At 65.9% G+C, this 19,610-nt stretch carries 19 protein-coding genes; 8 read left to right on the top strand and 11 right to left on the bottom strand.

Annotated elements, in window-relative coordinates; genetic code table 11:
• Window positions 1–55: 55 nt before the first annotated feature.
• The 4 genes from XH84_RS01000 to XH84_RS00985 form a co-directional block, all read right to left on the bottom strand.
• Window positions 56–2,119: a hypothetical protein gene (locus XH84_RS01000; protein ID WP_128916610.1), complete on the bottom strand. Its 2,064-nt coding sequence runs from the start codon at window positions 2,117–2,119 to the stop codon at window positions 56–58.
• Window positions 2,120–2,261: 142 nt separating this feature from the next.
• On the bottom strand, window positions 2,262–5,072 hold the full coding sequence (locus XH84_RS00995) for a DUF4159 domain-containing protein (RefSeq protein ID WP_128916611.1): 2,811 nt from the start codon (window positions 5,070–5,072) through the stop codon (window positions 2,262–2,264).
• Window positions 5,069–6,013: a DUF58 domain-containing protein gene (locus tag XH84_RS00990; RefSeq protein WP_128916612.1), complete on the bottom strand. Its 945-nt coding sequence runs from the start codon at window positions 6,011–6,013 to the stop codon at window positions 5,069–5,071. Before XH84_RS00990 ends, XH84_RS00995 begins: the two co-directional genes overlap by 4 nt.
• Window positions 6,013–7,011: an AAA family ATPase gene (locus XH84_RS00985; RefSeq protein ID WP_128916613.1), complete on the bottom strand. Its 999-nt coding sequence runs from the start codon at window positions 7,009–7,011 to the stop codon at window positions 6,013–6,015. The genes XH84_RS00990 and XH84_RS00985 overlap by 1 nt, the downstream gene beginning before the upstream one ends.
• Window positions 7,012–7,269: 258 nt before the next feature.
• Between XH84_RS00985 and XH84_RS00980 the strand changes: the two genes are divergently transcribed.
• The 6 genes from XH84_RS00980 (at window position 7,270) to XH84_RS39475 (ending at window position 11,307) form a co-directional block, all read left to right on the top strand.
• On the top strand, window positions 7,270–7,893 hold the full coding sequence (locus tag XH84_RS00980) for a DUF1285 domain-containing protein (protein WP_128916614.1): 624 nt from the start codon (window positions 7,270–7,272) through the stop codon (window positions 7,891–7,893).
• Window positions 7,890–8,561, top strand: coding sequence for a CoA pyrophosphatase (locus XH84_RS00975; RefSeq protein WP_128916615.1), 672 nt, complete (start codon window positions 7,890–7,892; stop codon window positions 8,559–8,561). The genes XH84_RS00980 and XH84_RS00975 overlap by 4 nt, the downstream gene beginning before the upstream one ends.
• Window positions 8,558–8,821, top strand: a complete 264-nt coding sequence (locus XH84_RS00970; RefSeq protein ID WP_128916616.1) for a DUF6111 family protein — start codon at window positions 8,558–8,560, stop codon at window positions 8,819–8,821. Before XH84_RS00975 ends, XH84_RS00970 begins: the two co-directional genes overlap by 4 nt.
• Before the next feature lie 10 nt (window positions 8,822–8,831).
• On the top strand, window positions 8,832–10,100 hold the full coding sequence (locus XH84_RS00965; protein WP_128916617.1) for a CCA tRNA nucleotidyltransferase: 1,269 nt from the start codon (window positions 8,832–8,834) through the stop codon (window positions 10,098–10,100).
• Window positions 10,097–10,867, top strand: a complete 771-nt coding sequence (locus tag XH84_RS00960) for a sulfite exporter TauE/SafE family protein (RefSeq protein WP_128916618.1) — start codon at window positions 10,097–10,099, stop codon at window positions 10,865–10,867. Before XH84_RS00965 ends, XH84_RS00960 begins: the two co-directional genes overlap by 4 nt.
• Before the next feature lie 269 nt (window positions 10,868–11,136).
• Window positions 11,137–11,307 carry a hypothetical protein gene (locus XH84_RS39475; protein ID WP_164935885.1) on the top strand — a complete coding sequence of 57 codons (171 nt, stop codon included), beginning with the start codon at window positions 11,137–11,139 and terminating at the stop codon, window positions 11,305–11,307.
• A 154-nt stretch (window positions 11,308–11,461) separates the two neighbouring features.
• Here the strand turns inward: XH84_RS39475 and XH84_RS00955 are convergent, their stop codons facing one another.
• The 7 genes from XH84_RS00955 to XH84_RS00925 form a co-directional block, all read right to left on the bottom strand.
• The gene (locus XH84_RS00955; protein WP_128916619.1) at window positions 11,462–11,668 is read right to left on the bottom strand and encodes a YodC family protein; all 207 of its coding nucleotides are present in this window, start codon (window positions 11,666–11,668) and stop codon (window positions 11,462–11,464) included.
• A 48-nt stretch (window positions 11,669–11,716) separates the two neighbouring features.
• The gene (locus XH84_RS00950; protein WP_164935886.1) at window positions 11,717–12,229 is read right to left on the bottom strand and encodes a GNAT family N-acetyltransferase; all 513 of its coding nucleotides are present in this window, start codon (window positions 12,227–12,229) and stop codon (window positions 11,717–11,719) included.
• Between the two features lie 139 nt (window positions 12,230–12,368).
• A complete protein-coding gene (locus XH84_RS00945; protein WP_128916621.1) occupies window positions 12,369–13,418 on the bottom strand; it encodes a hypothetical protein in 1,050 nt (349 codons plus the stop codon).
• Between the two features lie 301 nt (window positions 13,419–13,719).
• Complete coding sequence (locus XH84_RS00940) at window positions 13,720–14,463, bottom strand: HAD family hydrolase (RefSeq protein WP_206734072.1); 744 nt, start codon at window positions 14,461–14,463, stop codon at window positions 13,720–13,722.
• Between the two features lie 5 nt (window positions 14,464–14,468).
• A complete protein-coding gene (hemF, locus tag XH84_RS00935) occupies window positions 14,469–15,356 on the bottom strand; it encodes an oxygen-dependent coproporphyrinogen oxidase (protein ID WP_128917153.1) in 888 nt (295 codons plus the stop codon).
• A 133-nt stretch (window positions 15,357–15,489) separates the two neighbouring features.
• Window positions 15,490–16,122 carry a 7-carboxy-7-deazaguanine synthase gene (queE, locus tag XH84_RS00930; protein WP_128916623.1) on the bottom strand — a complete coding sequence of 211 codons (633 nt, stop codon included), beginning with the start codon at window positions 16,120–16,122 and terminating at the stop codon, window positions 15,490–15,492.
• 19 nt (window positions 16,123–16,141) lie between these two features.
• The gene (locus XH84_RS00925) at window positions 16,142–16,600 is read right to left on the bottom strand and encodes a tRNA (cytidine(34)-2'-O)-methyltransferase (protein ID WP_128916624.1); all 459 of its coding nucleotides are present in this window, start codon (window positions 16,598–16,600) and stop codon (window positions 16,142–16,144) included.
• A gap of 278 nt (window positions 16,601–16,878) precedes the next feature.
• Between XH84_RS00925 and petA the strand changes: the two genes are divergently transcribed.
• Window positions 16,879–17,409, top strand: coding sequence for a ubiquinol-cytochrome c reductase iron-sulfur subunit (gene petA, locus XH84_RS00920; RefSeq protein WP_128916625.1), 531 nt, complete (start codon window positions 16,879–16,881; stop codon window positions 17,407–17,409).
• A 62-nt stretch (window positions 17,410–17,471) separates the two neighbouring features.
• On the top strand, window positions 17,472–19,544 hold the full coding sequence (gene fbcH / locus XH84_RS00915; protein ID WP_128916626.1) for a cytochrome b/c1: 2,073 nt from the start codon (window positions 17,472–17,474) through the stop codon (window positions 19,542–19,544).
• Window positions 19,545–19,610: the final 66 nt, after the last annotated feature.

Here is a 19,610-nt window from a genome sequence, read left to right as displayed (position 1 = left end):
TCCGGCCCACCCAGCGTGGCTGGCGGACCGATGTGGCGTTAGGGCAACGGAGAGCTTACCTCCCCTCGCGGACCCATGTCGCAGCAAACGCGCCGAGCAGCAGCAGGAGGCCGATCAGGCCGGCAAAGATCGGCAGCACGCCGACGCCCTTCACGACGCTGGCATCACGCATCCTGACCCCCATCCAGCCGTCGCCGGCAAAGACGCTGGCCGAACGCACCGGCAGGATGCGCGGCAGCTCGACGCTGGCGCCACTCGCCACGCGCACGGCGTTGCCGCCGGTCGCTTGCGTCAGCGGCTGCAAGGTATCGACGGTGGAGGTGACTTCCGAAAACTCCTTCGGATTGGTCGGCCCGACATTGATCAGTGCCTTCAGCGTGCCATCGGTCGCCTGCCACAGACCGAGCTCGCTCGCCGGCAAGCTGGCGCGCCATTCGCCGGGATCGCCGGCGCTCAGCGTCAAATCGTGCGACACGCCTGATGGCGAGGTCACGTTCACCGGCTGGACGCTGTCCGCCATGGTCTGGCGCACCACGACGAGGTCCTTGCCCTGGACCTGGAGGCGCAGCGCCTCCTCGTCGAGGTCGGGCTGCTTCATCAGCCAGTGCGACATCCGCCTAAGCAGGTCCAGATGCGGGCCGCCGCCCTCATAGCCGCGCGCCCACAGCCAGATGTGGTCGGAGAGCAGCAGCGCGACGCGGCCGTCACCGAAGCGCGACAGGAACAGGAGCGGCTTGCCGTCGGCGCCCGTCATCACCGGCGGATTGACGGAATTGCGGGTGTCGACCGTCCTGAAGAAACGGCTCCAACGCGGCGGCTCGGAGGCCGAGCCCTCCAGGGCGCGCGTGACCGGGTGGCGTTTGCCGAGATCGGACAGATGCGCGTAGAACGGCTTTTCCGTCACGCCGACCGGTTCGGCCGGCAGCACCGTATCCAGCGGCGTGCGCCAGATGCTGGTGTTGGAGGCGTAGTCGGGGCCGGCCGAGACCAGCACCGCGCCGCCCGAGCGCACATAGCGCGCGATGTTGTCGAAATAGGCGATCGGCAGCACGCCCTGACGGGCGTAGCGGTCGAAGATGATCAGCTGGAATTCGTTGATCTTCTGCTGGAACAATTCGCGGGTCGGAAACGCGATCAGCGACAATTCGTTGATCGGCGTGCCGTCCTGCTTCTCCGGCGGACGCAGAATGGTGAAGTGCACGAGGTCGACGCTGGCGTCGGACTTCAAGAGGTTGCGCCAGGTGCGCTCGCCAGAATGCGGCTCGCCGGAGACCAGGAGCACCCGCAGCTTGTCGCGCACGCCGTCGATGGCGACGACGGCGCGGTTGTTCACCGGCGTCAGCTCTCGCTCGAGCGGGGAGGCCTCGATCTCGACGATGTTCGGACCGGCATGCTTGATGTCGACGTCGACACTCGCGGCCTGGCCGCTCGACAGCGTGCGCTCGTTGATGACCTCGCCGTCCCTGCGGATCGTGACCTTGGCGCGCTCGCCCGTGACGCCCTGGTCGTCGAGGCGGTAGCTGATGGTCTGGGTCTGTCCGACGATGCCGAAGCGCGGCGCGGCCGTGATCGCGATGCGGCGGTCGCGCTCGTCCTTCTGGCCGGTCACGAGCGCATGCACCGGCGCCTGGAAGCCGAGCGCGGCGGCGCTCGCCGGAATGTCGTGGACGCGGCCGTCGGTGATCAGGAACGCGCCGGCGACACGGTCGACCGGCACGTCGGACAATGCCGAGGCGAGGGCGCCGAACAGCTTGGTGCCGTCGGTCTCGCCATCGGCCTGTCCGGCATCGACGACGCGCACCTCCAGCCCCTTGATCTTCTTCAGGCTGTCGACCAGCGCTTCCTGCGCTTGCGCGGCTTCACGATTGCGGCTGCCGAAATTCTGGCTCGGACTCTTGTCCACGACGATTGCGGCGACCGAGGTGAGGGGATCGCGGTCCTCGCGGGTAAACGAGGGGTTGGCAAGCGCCAGCAGGAACAGCGCCAGCGCGGCCACGCGCACGGCGGCGCCGCGCGCCCGTGCCACCAGCAGCACGAGCGCGACGACGACGATCGCGGCGAGCGCGAGCCACAGCACGATCGCGGGGACAAGCGGCGTGAAGGCGATACCGTAATTCATGGCGTCACTTTCTCGGCATCGTCATGGCCGGGCTTGTCCCGGCCATCCACGCCTTGCCACGCGGCACGAAGAACGTGGACGCTCGGCACAAGGCCGGGCATGACGGCTTTCTGTTTGGCGAACACCCAATTCGAAACCCGCATCATTGCCCCAGCCGTTCGATCAGGGCCGGTGCGTGCACCTGGTCGGCCTTGTAATTGCCGGTCAGCGTGTACATCACGATGTTGGCGCCGGCGCGGTAGGCGAATTCGCGCTGGCGGGTGTCGCCGCCGGTCACCGGCAGCATGGCCTGGCCGTCGGGCCGCACGGCCCAGGCGCCGGCAAGATCATTCGAGGTGATGATGATCGGCGAGACGCCGTCGCCGCCGCGGGCCGGCCGCTGCGCGGCGGCGTCCTCGTCCTCGTCTTCGCGCGGCAGGGTCTCGACCCAGGTCTGGCCGGTAACGAAGCGTCCGGGGAAGTCGCGCAGCAGATAGAAGGTCTTGGTCAGCACGTGCTCGCGCGGTACCGGCTCGAGCTCGGGCACGTCGAGCGAGGACAGGATCTCGCGCAGCGTCTGCATGGCGGGGGTCTGCGCCGCGCCGTTCGCACCGGGCGGGGCCTCGATTGCATCGCGGGTGTCGAATAGCACGGTGCCGCCCTGCTTCATATAGGCGTCGATCTTGTTGATGGCGTCCTGCGGCGGCTTGGGCGCGCCCGGCACGATCGGCCAGTAGATCAGCGGGAAGAAGGCGAGCTCGTCGCGCGCGGGATCGACCCCGACGGGATCGCCGGCCTCGAGCGCGGTGCGCTGGGCCAAAAACAGCGTCAGCCCGTTCATCCCCGCTTTGACGATGGAATCGACGTCGGCATTGCCGGTTACGACATAGGCGAGGCGGGTTTGCGCCGTCGCTCTCATCGCGAAATCGTCCGTGGTGCTGTCGGCGCGTGACGGCGTCGGCGAGAGCGATGCGAATAGCAGGCCAAGCACGATCATTGCAGGCGCGGCGCGGCGGCGCAGCAGAGCGGCGATTCCCCCGCCGAGCACCGCGACGATGATGGCGTCGATCAGGAACAGCGCGAGTGCCGTCGACAGCAGCCAGCCGCGCAGGTCCCGCGGCTCGGCATTGGTGTAGGTGGCGTGCCGGGCGCGCAGGCTCGCGGTGTTGAGGGCCGCGATGCGGTCGGCGCTGGCAAGCGTGTTCACGGCGAGCGGTCCTTCTGCCGGGCCGTAGAAGCCCGGCGGATGATCGGATGTGGCGCGGTCGCGGTAATCCGCGGGCAGCGGCTTTGCGGTCGCCGGCGGCGGACCGAAGGCGCCAAAACCGTCGAGGATGTGCAGCGGCGCCACCGTCTCGGTGGTCGCTTCGCTGGCAGCGCCTGCGCCGGGCTTGGACGTGTAGCCGGACATGTCGACCACCCGCCGCAGCATTTCGACGAAGGTGCCGGACATCGGCAAATCCGACCAGCGCATGTCGGCGCTGACGTGGAACAGGCTGACCAGCCCCTTGCCGCGATGCTCGCCGGTGACGAGCGGCGTGCCGTCTTCCAGCGAGGCCCAGCTCTTGGTGGCGAGCACCGCGTCGGGCTCGGCCAGCACCTGGCGGCTCACGGTGACGTCCTTGGGGACCGCGATGCCGGCAAACGGGCCGTCGGCCGCGAAGGTCGCAAGATGCTGCGGCTTTTCCCAGGTCAGGCTGCCGCCGAGCGTGCGTCCGCCCTTGCGCAGCTTGACCGGCACGAGGTCGTCTTCGGCCTGCGCCAGCCTTGGACCTGCGAACCGTACCAGCACGCCACCCTGGTCGATCCAGGCGTTGAGACGCTCGCGCAGCTCCGGCGCGATGGTGCCGACATCGGCGAGGATGATCATCGGCAGCTTCTGGTCCAGGAATTGTGTGATGCCCTGCTGCGGCGCCCCCTTGTCGGCGAGCCTGACGTCGGCGAATGGCGCCAGCGCGCGGGTGAGGTAGAAGGTCGGCGCCAGCAGCGGCTGCGCGGTCTCGCTGGTCGAGCCCGAGACGATGCCGATGGCGCGGCGGCGCCAGCGCTTGTCGAGCAGCTGCACCGCGCCGGCAGAGCGCTCGCCCGAGATCTCGAGCCGCGTGATGTCGTTGCGCAGCTCGACCGGCAGATCGAACGCGGCGTCGGTCTCCTTGTCCTGCGGACCGAATGAGAAACGCGCTTCGCCGATCGGCGAGGCCTTCTGGTCCAGCGCGCGCACGGTGCCGATCGCGATGCCGCTGTCGGTGCGCAGCACCTTCACCGTCATCCTGGCGGCGGCGTTCTCGGCCGCGACCAGGGCCAGCGGCGAGGAGGTGCCGCCTTCGAAGATGGTCAGGCTGCGCTCGCCGATGGTCTTGCCGAGGCCGGTCACGAAGTCCTCGCCGCGGCCGGTGTCGACGCCGTCGGACAGCCAGGCGATCTCGCAATCGCCGGTGGCTTTCAGGAAACGGTCGACCGCGGTGAGCGTCTCGACGCGGTCGATCGAATAGGGCTTTGGCGCGAGCTGCCGCAGCGCGACGCGCGCCGCGCCCGCCGGCATCAGGGTGATGTCGCGGTTCGGCTCGGACAGCGGCACCAGCGCGATGGCGCGGCGGTCGTTATCGGCATTGGCGATCAGCTCGTCCGCAGCCCTGATCCTGACGTCCCAGTGCGATGCGGCGCTCCAGCCGTCGTCGAACATGATCATCAGCGGCGCCTTGCTGCCGGCGAGGCCCGTTTGCGGATTCCAGATCGGGCCGGCGGCGGCGAAGATCACCAGCGCCGCGGCAAGCAGGCGCAATGCGGTCAGCCACCATGGCGTCCGCGAGGGCGTCTCCTCGCGTGGGGCGATGTCGAACAACAGGCGCGTCGGCGGAAACTCGATGCGGCGCGGCCGCGGCGGCATCACACGCAGCAGCCACCATAGCACCGGGAGGCTGACGAGGCCGATCAGCAGCAGCGGTTCGGTGAAGGCGAGCGGCAGTCCCATCATGCGGCCGGCCCCGCCTTGATGGTCGTGGTGCGGGCGCCCGACTTGCTCACCTGCATGCCGGCATGCAGGAACAGCAGCAGCTCGGCGGCGGAGCGGTCGGTGGCATGCGTCGTGAACAGCCAGTCCAGCTTGTTGGTCTCGGCGCGGATCTGGTCGCGGTGCAGCGCGAGCCGCGCGGTGTAATCCTGCGCCCAGCTCTCGGCGCGGCCGGCGGTGACCACGCCGAACCCTTCGGGCTCGACGAACTCGACGCGGCCGGAATAGGGGAACGATTCTTCGGCGGGATCGACGATCTGCACCAGCGTGCCATGCGCGCCCGAGCCGGAGAGCCCTGCGAGCGTCGTCCTGATCTCGGAGATCGGCGACCAGAAATCCGACAGCACGATCGTCTCGGCGAGCGCGGCAGGCACGAAGGACGGCGGCAGGCTGAGACGATCGGCATCGTCATGCAGCATCGCCTGCGCCATCTTGTCGATGACGCTGCGGCTCGCCGTCGGCGCCATCAGCCCGGGAATCCCGACGCGCTCGCCGCCGGAGACCAAGAGTTCGGCTAGCGCGAAGGCAACGATCAGCGTCCGTTCGAGCTTGGACTCGCGCGCGGTCTTCGATGCGAACGCCATCGAGGGCGAGCGGTCGGGCCAGATCCAGACCGTGTGCGAGGCTTCCCATTCGAGCTCGCGGACGTAGAGATGGTCGTCGCGCGCCGAGCGCCGCCAGTCGACGTTCTGCGACGGCTCGCCGGAGACGAAGCGGCGATATTGCCAGAAATTTTCGCCGGAGCCGGCGCGGCGCCTGCCATGCAGGCCGTGGATGACGTTGGCGGCGATACGGCGGGCTTCGAGCACCAGGCGTGGCAAGGACGCGGCGAGCGTGCGGCTTTCGCCATCGGCACGTCGGATCGCGAGTATCTCCTTCGCCGTGTGCCCGTTCTCCGCTGCCATCAACCGATCCGTGTCTTCAATTGCCGGATCACGTCCGGAATCGTGCGGCCTTCGGCGCGCGCCTGGAACGTCAGCGCCATGCGGTGCTTCAGCACGGGCTCGGCGAGGTCGAGCACGTCGTCGACCGAAGGCGCGAGGCGCCCGTCGATCAGCGCACGCGCACGCACGGCCAGCATCAAGGATTGGCTGGCGCGCGGGCCGGGGCCCCAGGCGATGAACTTGCCGGCCTCACCGGCGTCGGGACCCGGACGGGCCGAGCGCACCAGCGACAGGATCGCCTCGACCACGGAATCGCCGACCGGCAGGCGCCGGATCAGCCGCTGCGCGGTGATCAGCGCATCCGCCGTCATCGCGCCCTTGGCAAGTGTCTCTTCCGCGCCGGTGGTCTCGAACAGGATGCGGCGCTCGGCGTCGCGATCGGGATAGTCGACGTCGATCTCCATCAGGAAGCGGTCGAGCTGCGCTTCGGGCAGCGGGTAGGTGCCTTCCTGCTCCAGCGGGTTTTGCGTGGCGAGCACGTGGAAGGGCTTTGGCAGATCGTGGCGCGCGCCGGCGACGGTGATGTGCTGCTCTTGCATCGCCTGCAGCAGCGCCGACTGCGTGCGCGGGCTGGCGCGGTTGATCTCGTCCGCCATCAGCAGCTGCGCGAACACCGGCCCCGAAATGAAGCGGAAGGCGCGCTTGCCCGTCGTACTCTCATCCAGCACCTCGGCGCCGAGAATGTCCGACGGCATCAAATCAGGCGTGAACTGGATGCGCTTGGCATCGAGGCCGAGCGTGACGCCGAGCGTCTCGACCAGCTTGGTCTTGGCAAGGCCGGGTACGCCGATCAAGAGCGCATGGCCGCCGGAGAGGATGGTGACCAGCGTGTTTTCGATCACGCGATCCTGGCCGAATATGACGGACGCAATCGCATCCTTCGCTGCGCGAATCTGGCTCGACACCTGCTCGGCCGAACGAACGATCCCGTCCTCGAGTTTCTCGACACTCTCCGCCATCCGTTCGCTCCTTCAGCCCGCCATGCGGCTTGCCTGGGCCGTCATGTCATCGCATCACGTCAGATCATGGGCCTATGCTAGACTTGCAGGAAGGCCATGTATTCGTTGAATTAACCTATCCCCACCTTATCGGCTTCGGGTTATGTACGGCATCACGAAGTGGCGACCTCCCACACCGGACTATTCCGGATGGAACCGTGCACCTAAGTACAACGTAGACCTGCACCAATCGTGCCAAGGACAAAGTCAGGGCAAACCATGGCGAACCAAGGGCAGAGCGCCAATCACGGTCTCGAAGGGCTGACGGCCGCTGCCAAGAACGCTGCCAAGAATGCTGCCAATGCCGAAGGCGCCAAGAACGGCCTGCCGCCGGTGCATCTGTGGAATCCGCCGTTTTGCGGCGATCTCGACATGCGAATCGCCTCCGACGGTACTTGGTTCTACTTGGGCACGCCAATCGGGCGTCCCGCGCTGGTGCGGCTGTTCTCGACCATCCTCAAGCGCGAGGGCGACAAGCATTTTCTCGTGACGCCGGTGGAGAAGGTCGGCATTCGCGTCGACGATGCGCCGTTCATGGCGGTCGAGATGCAGAAGCACGGCGAGGGCAACCATCGCGTGCTGAGCTTCCGTACCAATGTCGACGACTGGGTCACCTGCGATGCCGCGCACCGGCTACGCTTCGAGCAGGCGGCGGATGGCGGGCTGACGCCCTACTTGCATGTCCGTGCCGATCTCTGGGCCAAGGTCACGAGGGCGCTCTATTACGATCTGGTTGACATGGGTGAGGAGCGGATGGTCGATGGCCAGCCGATGTTCGGCGTCGAATCATCCGGCGAATTCTTCGCCATGGCCGATGCGGAGCAGGTGAGGGCCGCGCTTTGAACAAGCCTACGCTGACGACCGACCCGGTTGCGCTCGGCGCGGCGGATTTCTTCGCCCGCTCGAAGGCGAAGCTCGGCTTCGACGTCCCGGCCGGCCTCTACGATCCCAACATCATTCCCGCCTCGGGCGATCCCGGCACCGACAAGATGCTCGAGATCGTCGCGCGCGAGCAGCCGGTGCGACCGGCGGCGGTCCTGATCGCCGTGGTCGACCATCCCGAGCCGACCATCCTCTTGACGCAGCGCGCGGCGCATCTCAACGACCATGCCGGCCAGATCGCCTTTCCCGGCGGCAAGATCGACGTGACCGATTCCTCGCCGCTGGACGCGGCGCTGCGCGAGGCCGAGGAGGAGGTCGGGCTGTCCAGGGACTTCGTCGAGCCGCTCGGCTATCTCGATCTCTACGGCACCGCCTTCGGCTTCCGCATCCTGCCGACCGTAGCTAAGGTGCGGCCCGGCTTTTCGCTCACCATCAACCATTCCGAGGTTGATGACGCCTTCGAGGTGCCGCTATCCTTCCTGATGAACCCGGTGAACCATCAGGTGCACAGCAAGGAATTCCGCGGCATGGAGCGGTTCTACTACGCCATGCCGTTCGCGGAGCGCTACATCTGGGGGGCCACGGCCGGAATGCTGCGTGTGCTGTATGAGCGGATCTATTCATCATGATCCGGCCGGTTCTGACCGAGATCGGAATCTTCCTCATTCCCTTTGCCGTCTATGCGCTGTTTGTGGCCGCGACGCGCTCCGGCCTGTTCGCACGCTCGTCCTGGCCGGTCTATGTCGTCGCCCGCCTTGCCTTGGTGGCGCTCGCGCTGGTGATCGCGGGCCTGATCGGCTTCGCGCATTTCTCCGGCGCCGCGCCAGATTCGACCTACGTTCCCGCCCATATCGAGAACGGCAGGCTGGTGCCGGGCGTGGAAAAATAGGGGCAGCACGATGAGCGCAGAGCCGTTACTTGCGCCGGTTCTTGCCGATGCGCCCTGGCTGATCTCGGGCGGGACCGCGCGCGTTCTGCAATTGCTCAACTCTGACGGCGAGGAGGCGCGGGTGGTCGGCGGCGCCGTGCGCAACGCGCTGCTCGGCCTCGTGCCCGGCGACATCGACATCGCGACCACGGCGCGGCCTGAGGAGGTGATGCGGCGCGCCAAGGCCGCCGGCATCAAGGGCGTGCCGACCGGGATCGATCACGGCACCGTCACGCTCGTCATCGACAGCCACCCCTATGAAGTCACGACGTTGCGCGAGGACACCGAAACCTTCGGCCGCAAGGCCAAGGTCGCGTTCGGCCGCGACTGGGTGAAGGACGCCGAGCGGCGCGACTTCACCATGAACGGCCTGTCGGTCGACGCAAGGGGCGTGGTCTACGACTATGTCGGCGGCATCGCGGATGCCAAAGCGCGCCGCGTGCGCTTCATCGGCGATCCCGACCAGCGCATCGCCGAGGATTATTTGCGCATCCTGCGCTTCTTCCGCATCCACGCCGCTTTCGGCGCGGGCGAGCCCGACCGCTACGGCTATCTCGCCTGCATCCGCGGCCGCGCCGGCCTTGCCAGCCTCTCGGCCGAGCGGGTGCGGATGGAGATGTTGAAGCTCTTGGTGGCATCGGGCGCATCCGCGGCCGCGCTGGCCATGGCCGAGGGCGGCCTGCTGCAGACGCTGGTCGGCGGCGTCGTCTACACCGGGCCGCTGACGACGATGATCGCGATCGAGCGCGAGCTCGGCCTCGCGGCGAGCAGCACGCGGCGCCTCGCCGCGCTGACCGTCGCCGTGACCGAGGATGCCAAGCGCGTCGCCGCGCGGCTGCGGCTCTCCAATGCCGAGACCAAGGCGCTGGATTCGATGGGCCACCGCTGGTGGCGCCTCGCCATCAAGGACGAAGCCAATGCACGGCGATTGCTCTACCGGCTCGGCGCCGAGCGCTATCACGACCGCGTGTTGCTCGGCTGGGCGAGGAGCGGCGGCGATGTCACCTCCACGCGCTGGCGCGCGCTCGCTGAGCTGCCGCAGCGCTGGACTGCGCCGAAATTTCCGCTGAAGGCCGCCGACTTCATCGCCCGCGGCATGGCGGAAGGGCCCGGGCTCGGGCATGTGTTGACACTCGCCGAGGACGCTTGGCTTGCGGCGGATTTTCCCTTAGAGCAAGCCGCACTCGCTGCCATCGCCGATCAAGCTGCGGCCCGCATCAGCCGCGACGAGAGAACGTGACCATCGTCTCAGCCTTCGCCGACATCTCGATTTTTCAGCTCCTGCTGGTCGCGTTGATGGCGCTGTTTGCTTCGATCATCGGTGGTCTCGCCGGCTATGGCACCGGCGCCTTGATGCCGCTGGTGCTGGTGCCGCTGGTCGGCGCCGAGCCCGTGGTGCCGATCATCGCGATCTCAGCCATCTTCACCAATTGCAGCCGCGCGGTTGCTTATTTGCGCTACGCCGACCGCCGTCGCGCGCTGATCGTGCTTGCCTGCGCCGCGCTCACGACCGCGCTCGGCGCCTACGGCTACACGCGGCTGACCAATGCGGGCGCCGCGCTCGTGATCGGCACCATGCTGATTCTGAGCGTGCCGCTGCGCCGCGTGCTCCGCCGCCGAGAGGTCAAGATCTCCGACAGCGGCCTTGCCGCCGGCTCTGTCGGCTATGGCGTCTTGGTCGGCGGCACCTCCGGCTCCGGCGTGATCCTGCTCTCGCTGTTGATGGCCGCCGGCTTGGAGGGCGCCGCCGTGATCGCGACCGACGCGATGATCTCGCTCGGCACCGGCCTGATCAAGATCTCGGTGTTCGGCCTCGCCGGCGCCGTCACCGCGCAGGTGCTCGCCTTTGCGCTGCTGATCGGCGCGATCGCGATCCCCGGCGCGTTCCTGGCAAAAGCCTTTGTCGAGCGGATGCCGGTGCACATTCACACCGCGATCCTCGATGTAGCTGTCGTCACGGGAGGGCTGGTGATGATCTCGGCGGCGGCGAGGCAACTCTTGATCTAGCGGACCCAATTGGGCGTTGGCGCCTAAACTGAGTATCGAGCCCGGTACTCATAAGTGTCGGCCTCCGAGCGCGAAACGGGTTCGTCCGGCTCATCTGTCCGCGACAGTTTACGACCCAGAGGCGACGCGGGCCTAGGTTCGCAGGACCTGGTTGCCTGTCTGTTCCATCGGCCCCTTGGTGGTGGCGAAGCACCGGCAAGTATACCTCTGTATGATCCAATTGCGGAGCTCATGGAGTAGCATCGCTGCTGTCTTGAGGGGACTTTACTATGGACCTGCTCCGCGCAGAGAAGATCGCAGAGATCGAAAATAATTCGGACCGGAAATGTCGTGTCTGCGACAAGCAGCTAGTGCTGGTTCGCGCGATACTGAACATGGAAACCGGAAATCTCATCCACCTGTTCGAATGCGAATGCGGCGAACGCATCTGGAACGACTGAGGCCGCCTCAGTTGGCGGCCTTGTCATACGATATGATGTCGCCTTGTGGCCCGTGAACGAAGTCCGGGCGCCGTCATCGGATGTCGGCAAGTTGGGGTACACCGCACCTGGCTTACGCCTGGCCGGCCTGACCGGGATGCGGTCTCAGGCGTGCCTACTCCTCGTCCTCGTCCTCGTCGTCCTCTTCTTCCTCGTCTTCGATTTCCACGCGGTCGAGCACGGCCAGAGGCAGCGTCTCGCGGAACAGGTCGCCTTCCATGCCCATCCAGAGGCAGAGCACCTCGTCCTGCTTCACTTCCGCAACCGTCAGCGGCTGGCCGCCGGATTTCAGCATCACCACATCGCCGGCTTTCAATTCCATGGATTGTCCTTTCGAGTTTGATCGAGCGGACGCGAGGCTAGCAAGTTGTCATGACACCCGGAAAACGGGGGGAGCGGGGCCGTTCGCAGGATGGGTTGGGACGTTCGTCAGCAGTAGGAGATGCGGCACGGCCTCGGTGTCGACGGTCGCGCCCAGGTGCTCATAGAATTCCATGGCCGACGCATTGTGCTTCCAGACATCCCAGCCGAGCTTCGTCACGCCGTGATCGGAGGCCCATTCCCTTGCCTTCGTCATCAACGCTCTGCCGACGCCCTTCCTGCGCGCATCGGCATGCACCGCAATGTCGCTGATGTAGATGCCGGCCTGGGCGCTGTAGAGCTCGTGGGTCAGGATCCACGCGATCATGCCGACAACGCGATCTTCCAGCAGCGCGACGAAGAGGTGCACTGGCGCATGCTCTCGGACATAGAAGGCGAGATAGCGGTCGAGCGTCAGAGGCGGTGGCGGCTCTTCGATATGGGCCGCCAATGCGTCCGCGAGACCGCGAACGGCGACATAATCGTCCGCCTGAGCTCGCCGGATGCTCAATTGTCCACTCACGATGCCGTGCCTCCCTCGCGCCTTCCTTTGGCTTCCTGGCCTGAAAGCGCCCGCAGGGTCATCTACGGGCAGGGTCGGCGGGTTGTTACGTCGGCAGGTGGAGGAATTTGGGCGAGCTTACGGTCCCGTCCTAGGGGCGCTAGCCCGTGATCGGCTGGTTCGGCAGGCACTGATTGCTGAAATAGCCGACGGCGCCACGAACGAGCGGAACGTGGCAGACGAACCCGGTCGGGCGGTAGCGCACCCTGATCCGGTCCAGCTGTGACATGGTCAAGGTCATGAACGCGTCGAGCCGGCGGGCCTGAAGCTGCAGCCTGTGCTCGTTGCTGTCCCGCGGCTTCATGCTGTCGAGCTTGCGGTCGTTGGGTCCGTCGCCGCCGCCCAACGCCTGGGCTTGCAGCGGATTCAGCTGGTCCCGGAGCACCTCGAAGCAATGGTGCATCACCAGGACGTGGTGCTTGGCGCTCCACCAGTTGATGGTCACGACCTTCTGCAGCGGGTCGATCTCGCCGTCCGCGCGCCGGGCACAGAGATCGACATAGGATTTCAGCCCATTGGCCGTCGGGTCGTTGCAGAGTTCTTCGCTGGGGCGCTTCGCCTCGCCTCCGTTGTAGATGGCTCCCTTGAACTGCGGGAGATTGGCTTCGGCGTCGCAATCGAAATTGTACTTCGTCAGCAGCGTCGCCGTCAGGGGATCCTGGTCGAGGGTGTGCTCCGCCGCCGCATCGCGCCCGAGGTCGCTGGGCCAATCGATGTAGATCTCCGCCTTGCGTGCGAAGATGGCGCCGTTCCGCAGCAGGGCGGTGCGTGCCTTCCAATAATCCGGGAATGTCTCCAGCGCTTTCGTATCCACGGGGATGAAGGCCGGATTGACCTGCGCCTTCAGCGAGCCGAATTGTTCGGGCAGCATGGTCTCCTGCTGTGTCTGCACTTCGGCGAAAGCGTCCGAAATCTCGAGAAAGGTTCGCGTCGCCATGTCCATGTCGGCCTTGGCTTGCTCACCTATCTTCTGCTCGTAAGAGCTTATGTACTGGAAGTATCCACCGACGAGGCCCGTCAGCAGAGTGACGGCCGTCAGGCCCTTGGTGACCGACAGACGGCTGTCCCAGACCTGGATCTTTTGCCAGACGCCCGGCGCCTCATTCGTCGGTTGCGTGCGCGCTGTCTGCTTCGGAAGGTCCTGCTCCATTGTCGCCTCCAACTCACCACGCCCCATGGCGGAAAGGCTACCGCAATCCCGGATTTCGGCTTGTGAAGCATTTCACGTCAAGTGAGGCAGGCGGGCTGCCGCAAATTGCGCTGGCCCAGCTCGCCGGGCCGGCGGCTGCGGCTCAGACAAAAATCCGTCCATCGCAAATTTCGACGATGGCGTCATACTCCTGTTTTGCCCGGCGGATCAAAGGCGATTCGTAAAATCCGTAACCCCTTGATCTTGCAGAGGCCGTCTACTGTGCATGGGGTTGTTTTTCGATTTTTGTCTCATGGCCCGCTCAGGAGCGGCCCGGCACCAGCTCGGTCAGCGAGCGGATGATGCGGTCGGGCTTGACGGTCGAGCCTTCGGGCAGGCCGTCGCCATGGACGTCGATCCAGATCGAATAGATGCCGAGGCGCTGCGGCGTCACGACTTCCCATTCCAGATTGTCGCCGATCATCCAGGTGTCCGCAGGCGTGACGCCGAGCGCTTCCATCGCGTGCAGATAGGCGCGCTCCTCGGGCTTGCCGAAGCCGTGCTCGCCCTCGATCTGAATGTGGTCGAAGCGATGGGTCAGCTCGAACCGCTCGACCTTGGCGCGCTGCATCTCGGCGGCGCCATTGGTGACCAGCGCGAGCTTGACGCCGCGTGCCCTGAACGCGTCGATCGCGTCATGCGCGCCGGGGAAGACGAAGATCGCTTCCTCGCGGTAGGTGGTGAAGCGGTCGGCGATGCGATCGGCGAGATCGTCGGGCAGGGCGCGATGGCCCTCTGCGGCGAGCACGGCGAAGCCGCCGCGCACCGTGAGCCGCCGCGCTTCGCCGAGCTTCATCCGCCAGATCGGCTCCGCGGTCGACCAGAACTGCCGCGCATAGGCGAGCACTGCGGTCGCGACCTGCGGCGGCGGCAGCGGCGCAAGCTCCTCGGCAAACTCGTTCGCGATCGTGTTCCAGGCGATCTCGGGCCGGCCATAGGCCGACAGGATGGTGTCGTCCATGTCGATCAGCATGGCGCGGGGGAGCGGCTTCAGGGCGGGCTTCATCGTCGTCACGGCCACTTCACCTCCGGCGGCATCGACGACAGGATCGAATCGACATTGCCGCCGGTCTTGAGCCCGAAGATGGTGCCGCGGTCATAGAGCAGGTTGAACTCGACATAGCGGCCGCGTCGGATCAATTGCTCCTCGCGGTCGGCGGTGGTCCAGGCGCTGGCGAAATTGCGCCTGACGATCTCGGGGTAGATCTTCAGGAAGGCGCGTCCGACGTCCTTGGTGAAGGCGAGGTCGGCCTCCCAGTCGCCGCTGTCGTGCCAGTCGTAGAAGATGCCGCCGATGCCGCGCGCCTCCTTGCGGTGGGGCAGGTAGAAATACTCGTCGCACCATTTCTTGTACTTGTCGTAATCGGCAACGCCGCTGTTCTGCGCGCAGGCCACTTTCATCGCGGCGTGGAAGGCGATGGTGTCGGCATCGTCCTGCGTGCGCCGCCGGTCGAGCACCGGCGTCAGATCGGCGCCGCCGCCGAACCAGGCTTTGGTGGTGACGACGAAGCGGGTGTTCATGTGCACGGCGGGCACGTTCGGATTGCGCATATGCGCGATCAGCGAGATGCCCGAGGCCCAGAATTTCGGGTCGTCCGCCGCGCCGGGAATCTGGGCGCGAAATTCGGGCGCGAACTCGCCGTGCACGGTCGAGCAGTGCACGCCGACCTTCTCGAACAGCCGGCCATGCATCATCGACATCACCCCGCCGCCGCCGGGCGCGCCGGTATGGTCGGCACGCTGCCAGGGCGTGCGCTTGAAGCGGCCGGCTTCGCCCGGATAGAGACTTTGCGGGGCGTCGTCCTCGAGCCGCTCGAAGCTCGCGCAGATATCGTCGCGCAAGGCTTCGAACCAGGTGCGGGCGTGGGTCTTGCGGTCTTCGATCGTCGACATGTCCATCTTCATTCCCGGTCGCTTACCACGCGGAGTGTGCCGTAGGATGGGCAAAGGCGCCCTTGCGCCGTGCCCACGTCTTTTATCGTCATCCTGAATGGTGGGCACGCTTCGCTTTGCCCACCCTACAAAACTGTCCCTATCTGATGCCGAGCGACTTATGTGTCTGCACGCTGAGCCGCCATTGCGGATGGCGCAGGCAATAGTCGATTGCGCGCGCGGTGTTCTCGATCACCTCGGGTCCGTCCATCGGCTGCAGCGAGAAGCGCTCGAAGGCGAGGTTCTCGAAGGTTTCAGGCGCGGCGAGGGCCTGCGGATAGACCAGCTTGAGTTCATGCCCCTGGCGCAGCACCAGCTCGCTGCCGCCCTTGGGGCTGACGCAGATCCAGTCGAGGCCATCAGGCGCGGCAATGGTGCCGTTGGTCTCGACGCCGATCTCGAAGCCGCGGGCGTGGAGAGCGTCGATCAGCGCGGTGTCGACCTGAAGCAGGGGCTCGCCGCCGGTGAGCACCACATAGCGGTTGGCTTCGGTGCCGCGCCATTGCGCGGCGATGGTGTCGGCGAGCTCGGCGGCCGAGCCGTAGCGGCCGCCGAGGGTGCCGTCGGTCCCGACGAAGTCCGTGTCGCAGAACTTGCAAGTGGCCTCAAGGCGGTCCGCCTCGCGCCCGCTCCAGAGGTTGCAGCCGGCAAAGCGGCAGAACACGGAGGCGCGCCCGGCATGGGCGCCTTCGCCTTGCAGGGTCAGGAAGATTTCCTTGACCGCGTAACTCAATCGTCTCTCCTTTAAACCTTCAAACTTGCGGGTTCCGGATCTGTCGCAGTGCCTCGCCTGCGGCCATGGCCGCGGTCATGGCGACATTGAGCGACCGCAGCCCCGCTTTGATCGGGATCACCAGCCGCGCATCCGCGGCCTCGACCACCGCGTCGGTGACGCCGGCGCTCTCGCGCCCGAATAGCAGGATGTCCGACGTCTGGTAACGGAAATCGCGATAGTCGGTGGCGGCCTTGGTGGTGAACAGCAGCAGGCGGTAGCCATGCCCGGCGCGCCACTCCTCGAATTTCAGCCAGGAATCGTGCCTGACGATGCTGACATGGCCGAGGTAGTCCATTCCCGCCCGGCGGAACGCGCGGTCGGAGACCGGGAACCCCGCCGGTTCGATGATATGGGCGTCGAGTCCGAGGCAGGCACAGAGCCTGAGAATCGTGCCGGTGTTCTGAGGGATGTCGGGCTGGAAAAGCGCTATCTGCATCGGGGGTGGCGGCTTGGTTGTGGAGCGGAAATGTCTCAATAAAACATCGCCTGCCCGGGAATTCGTGCTTGGCACGCTCCCGCGCCGATAGCGGGCTTGCGCTCGCCCGGCAAGGGTGCCAATAGAACGATTCTGGACTGCTGTTTCGCCTGTTTAGAGGTGAATAAGCGAAGTTCTGCCGCCGCGGGGGGCCGCGGGCGCCGGCAGCCTTTCCGGGGACCTCATGGGCGCCCTCTGGAGCGGTTCCACCGGTTGCGCAAGAAGAAAGGGTTGGAATCGTGACGACAGCGTCTTCGGCGGACCATCCGACACGCCGTGATTTCTTATTCGTTGCAACCGGGGCAGCTGCAGCAGTAGGGAGCGCGGCCGCGCTCTGGCCCTTCATCTCCCAAATGAATCCTGACGCCTCGACCATCGCCGCCGGTGCGCCGATCGAGGTCGATCTCAGCCCGGTCGCCGAAGGCCAGGACATCAAGGTGTTCTGGCGCGGCAAGCCGATCTACATCAGCCACCGCACCAAGAAGCAGATCGACGAGGCGCGCGGCGTCAACGTCGCGAGCCTGCCCGATCCGGAGACCGACGAGGCCCGGGTCAAGTCGGGCCACGACCAGTGGCTGGTCGTGATCGGCATCTGCACCCATCTCGGCTGCATCCCGATCGCCCATGAAGGCAATTACGACGGGTTCTTCTGCCCCTGCCATGGTTCGCAATACGATTCGTCCGGCCGCATCCGCCAGGGGCCCGCGCCCGCGAACCTGCCGGTGCCGCCGTATCAGTTCGTTTCCGACACCAAAATCCAGATCGGCTGAGCTTTGGGCCTTCGTCCGAAGCTTCGCGCCGTCTCGTCGTACTATTTCCTCAGGATCGCATCATGAGCGGACCATCCGACTACCAGCCGAGCAATCCGGCCCTGCAATGGATCGAGCGGCGCCTGCCGATCTTCGGCCTCATGCACTCCTCGTTCGTCGCCTATCCCACCCCGCGTAACCTGAACTATTGGTGGACCTTCGGCGCCATCCTCTCCTTCATGCTGGGGATACAGATCCTGACCGGCGTGATCCTGGCGATGCACTATACGCCGCATGCCGATCTCGCCTTCAAGTCGGTCGAGCTGATCGTCCGCGACGTGAACTACGGCTGGCTGCTGCGCAACATGCACGCGGTCGGCGCGTCGATGTTCTTCGTCGCCGTCTATGTCCATATGTTCCGCGGCCTTTATTACGGGTCGTACAAGGAGCCGCGCGAGGTGCTGTGGATCCTCGGCGTCATCATCTACCTCCTGATGATGGCCACGGGCTTCATGGGCTACGTGCTCCCCTGGGGGCAGATGAGCTTCTGGGGCGCCACCGTCATCACCAACCTGTTCTCCGCCATTCCCTATTTCGGCGAGAGCATCGTGACGCTGCTGTGGGGCGGCTATTCGGTCGGCAACCCGACGCTGAACCGCTTCTTCTCGCTGCATTACCTGCTGCCGTTCCTGATCGCGGGCGTCGTGGTGCTCCACGTCTGGGCGCTGCACGTCGCCGGCCAGAACAATCCTGACGGCGTCGAGCCGAAGTCTGAAAAGGACACGGTCCTGTTCACGCCGCATGCCACCATCAAGGACATGTTCGGCGTGGCCTGCTTCATGCTGCTCTACGCCTGGTTCATCTTCTACATGCCGAACTATCTCGGCGACGCCGACAACTACATTCCGGCGAATCCGGGCGTGACGCCGCCGCACATCGTGCCGGAATGGTATTACCTGCCGTTCTACGCGATCCTGCGCTCGATCCCGAACAAGCTCGCGGGCGTCATCGCGATGTTCGGCGCGATCATCATCCTGTGCTTCCTGCCCTGGCTGGACGCAGCGAAGACGAAGTCGTCGAAATATCGCCCGCTGGCCAAGCAGTTCTTCTGGATCTTCGTCGTGGTCTGCATCCTGCTCGGCTATCTCGGCGCGCAGCCGCCGGAAGGCATCTACGTCGTTGCCGGCCGGGTCCTGACGGTGTGCTACTTCGCCTACTTCCTGATCGTGCTGCCGCTGCTCTCGCGGATCGAGAAGCCGCGGCCGGTGCCGAACTCGATTTCGGATGCGGTGCTGGCCAAGACCGGCAGCCGATCGACGCCGATGGTATCGACCGCGATCGTCCTGGCGCTCGCCGGTTCGTTGTTCGCAGGCTCCGTCGACAGTGCGAAGGCGTCTGAGGGCAGCGACCAGCCGCCCGGCAATAAATGGTCGTTCTCGGGCCCTTTCGGTAAGTTCGACCGCGGTGCGCTGCAGCGCGGCCTGAAGGTCTACAAGGAGGTCTGCGCCAGCTGCCACGGACTGTCGTATGTCGCCTTCCGCAACCTCGCCGAGCCCGGTGGGCCCGGCTATTCCGTGGCGCAGGCGGCAGCCTTCGCCTCCGAATACAAGCTCAAGGACGGCCCGAACGATGCGGGCGACATGTTCGAGCGTGCGGGGCGACCGGCGGATTATTTCCCGTCGCCGTTCCCGAACGAGCAGGCCGCTCGTGCGGCGAACGGCGGCGCTGCGCCGCCGGACCTCTCCCTGATCACCAAGGCGCGTTCCTATAAGCGCGGCTTCCCCTGGTTCGTCTTCGACTTCTTCAGCCAGTACCAGGAGCAGGGCCCGGACTACGTCTCGGCGGTGCTGCAGGGTTTTGACGATCACGTCCCCGAGGGCGTCACCATTCCGGAGGGCTCATACTACAACAAGTACTTCCCGGGCCATGCCATCAAGATGCCGAAGCCGCTCAGCGATGGCCAGGTGACCTATGACGACGGCTCGCCGGCCACCGTCGCGCAATATGCCAAGGACGTCACCACGTTCCTGATGTGGACCGCCGAGCCGCACATGGAAGCGCGCAAGCGCCTCGGCTTCCAGGTGTTCGTGTTCCTGATCCTGTTCGCGGGCCTGATGTACTTCACCAAGAAGAAGGTCTGGGCCGACTCGCATTGAGCGGCGATGGACGAGACCAAATGAAAAAGCCCCCGCAAAGGGGCTTTTTTGTTGGCCGTGTCCCGG

The organism is Bradyrhizobium nanningense, from assembly GCF_004114535.1.
Taxonomy (GTDB): domain Bacteria; phylum Pseudomonadota; class Alphaproteobacteria; order Rhizobiales; family Xanthobacteraceae; genus Bradyrhizobium; species Bradyrhizobium nanningense.
This window is presented reverse-complemented; position numbering and strand designations above follow the sequence as displayed.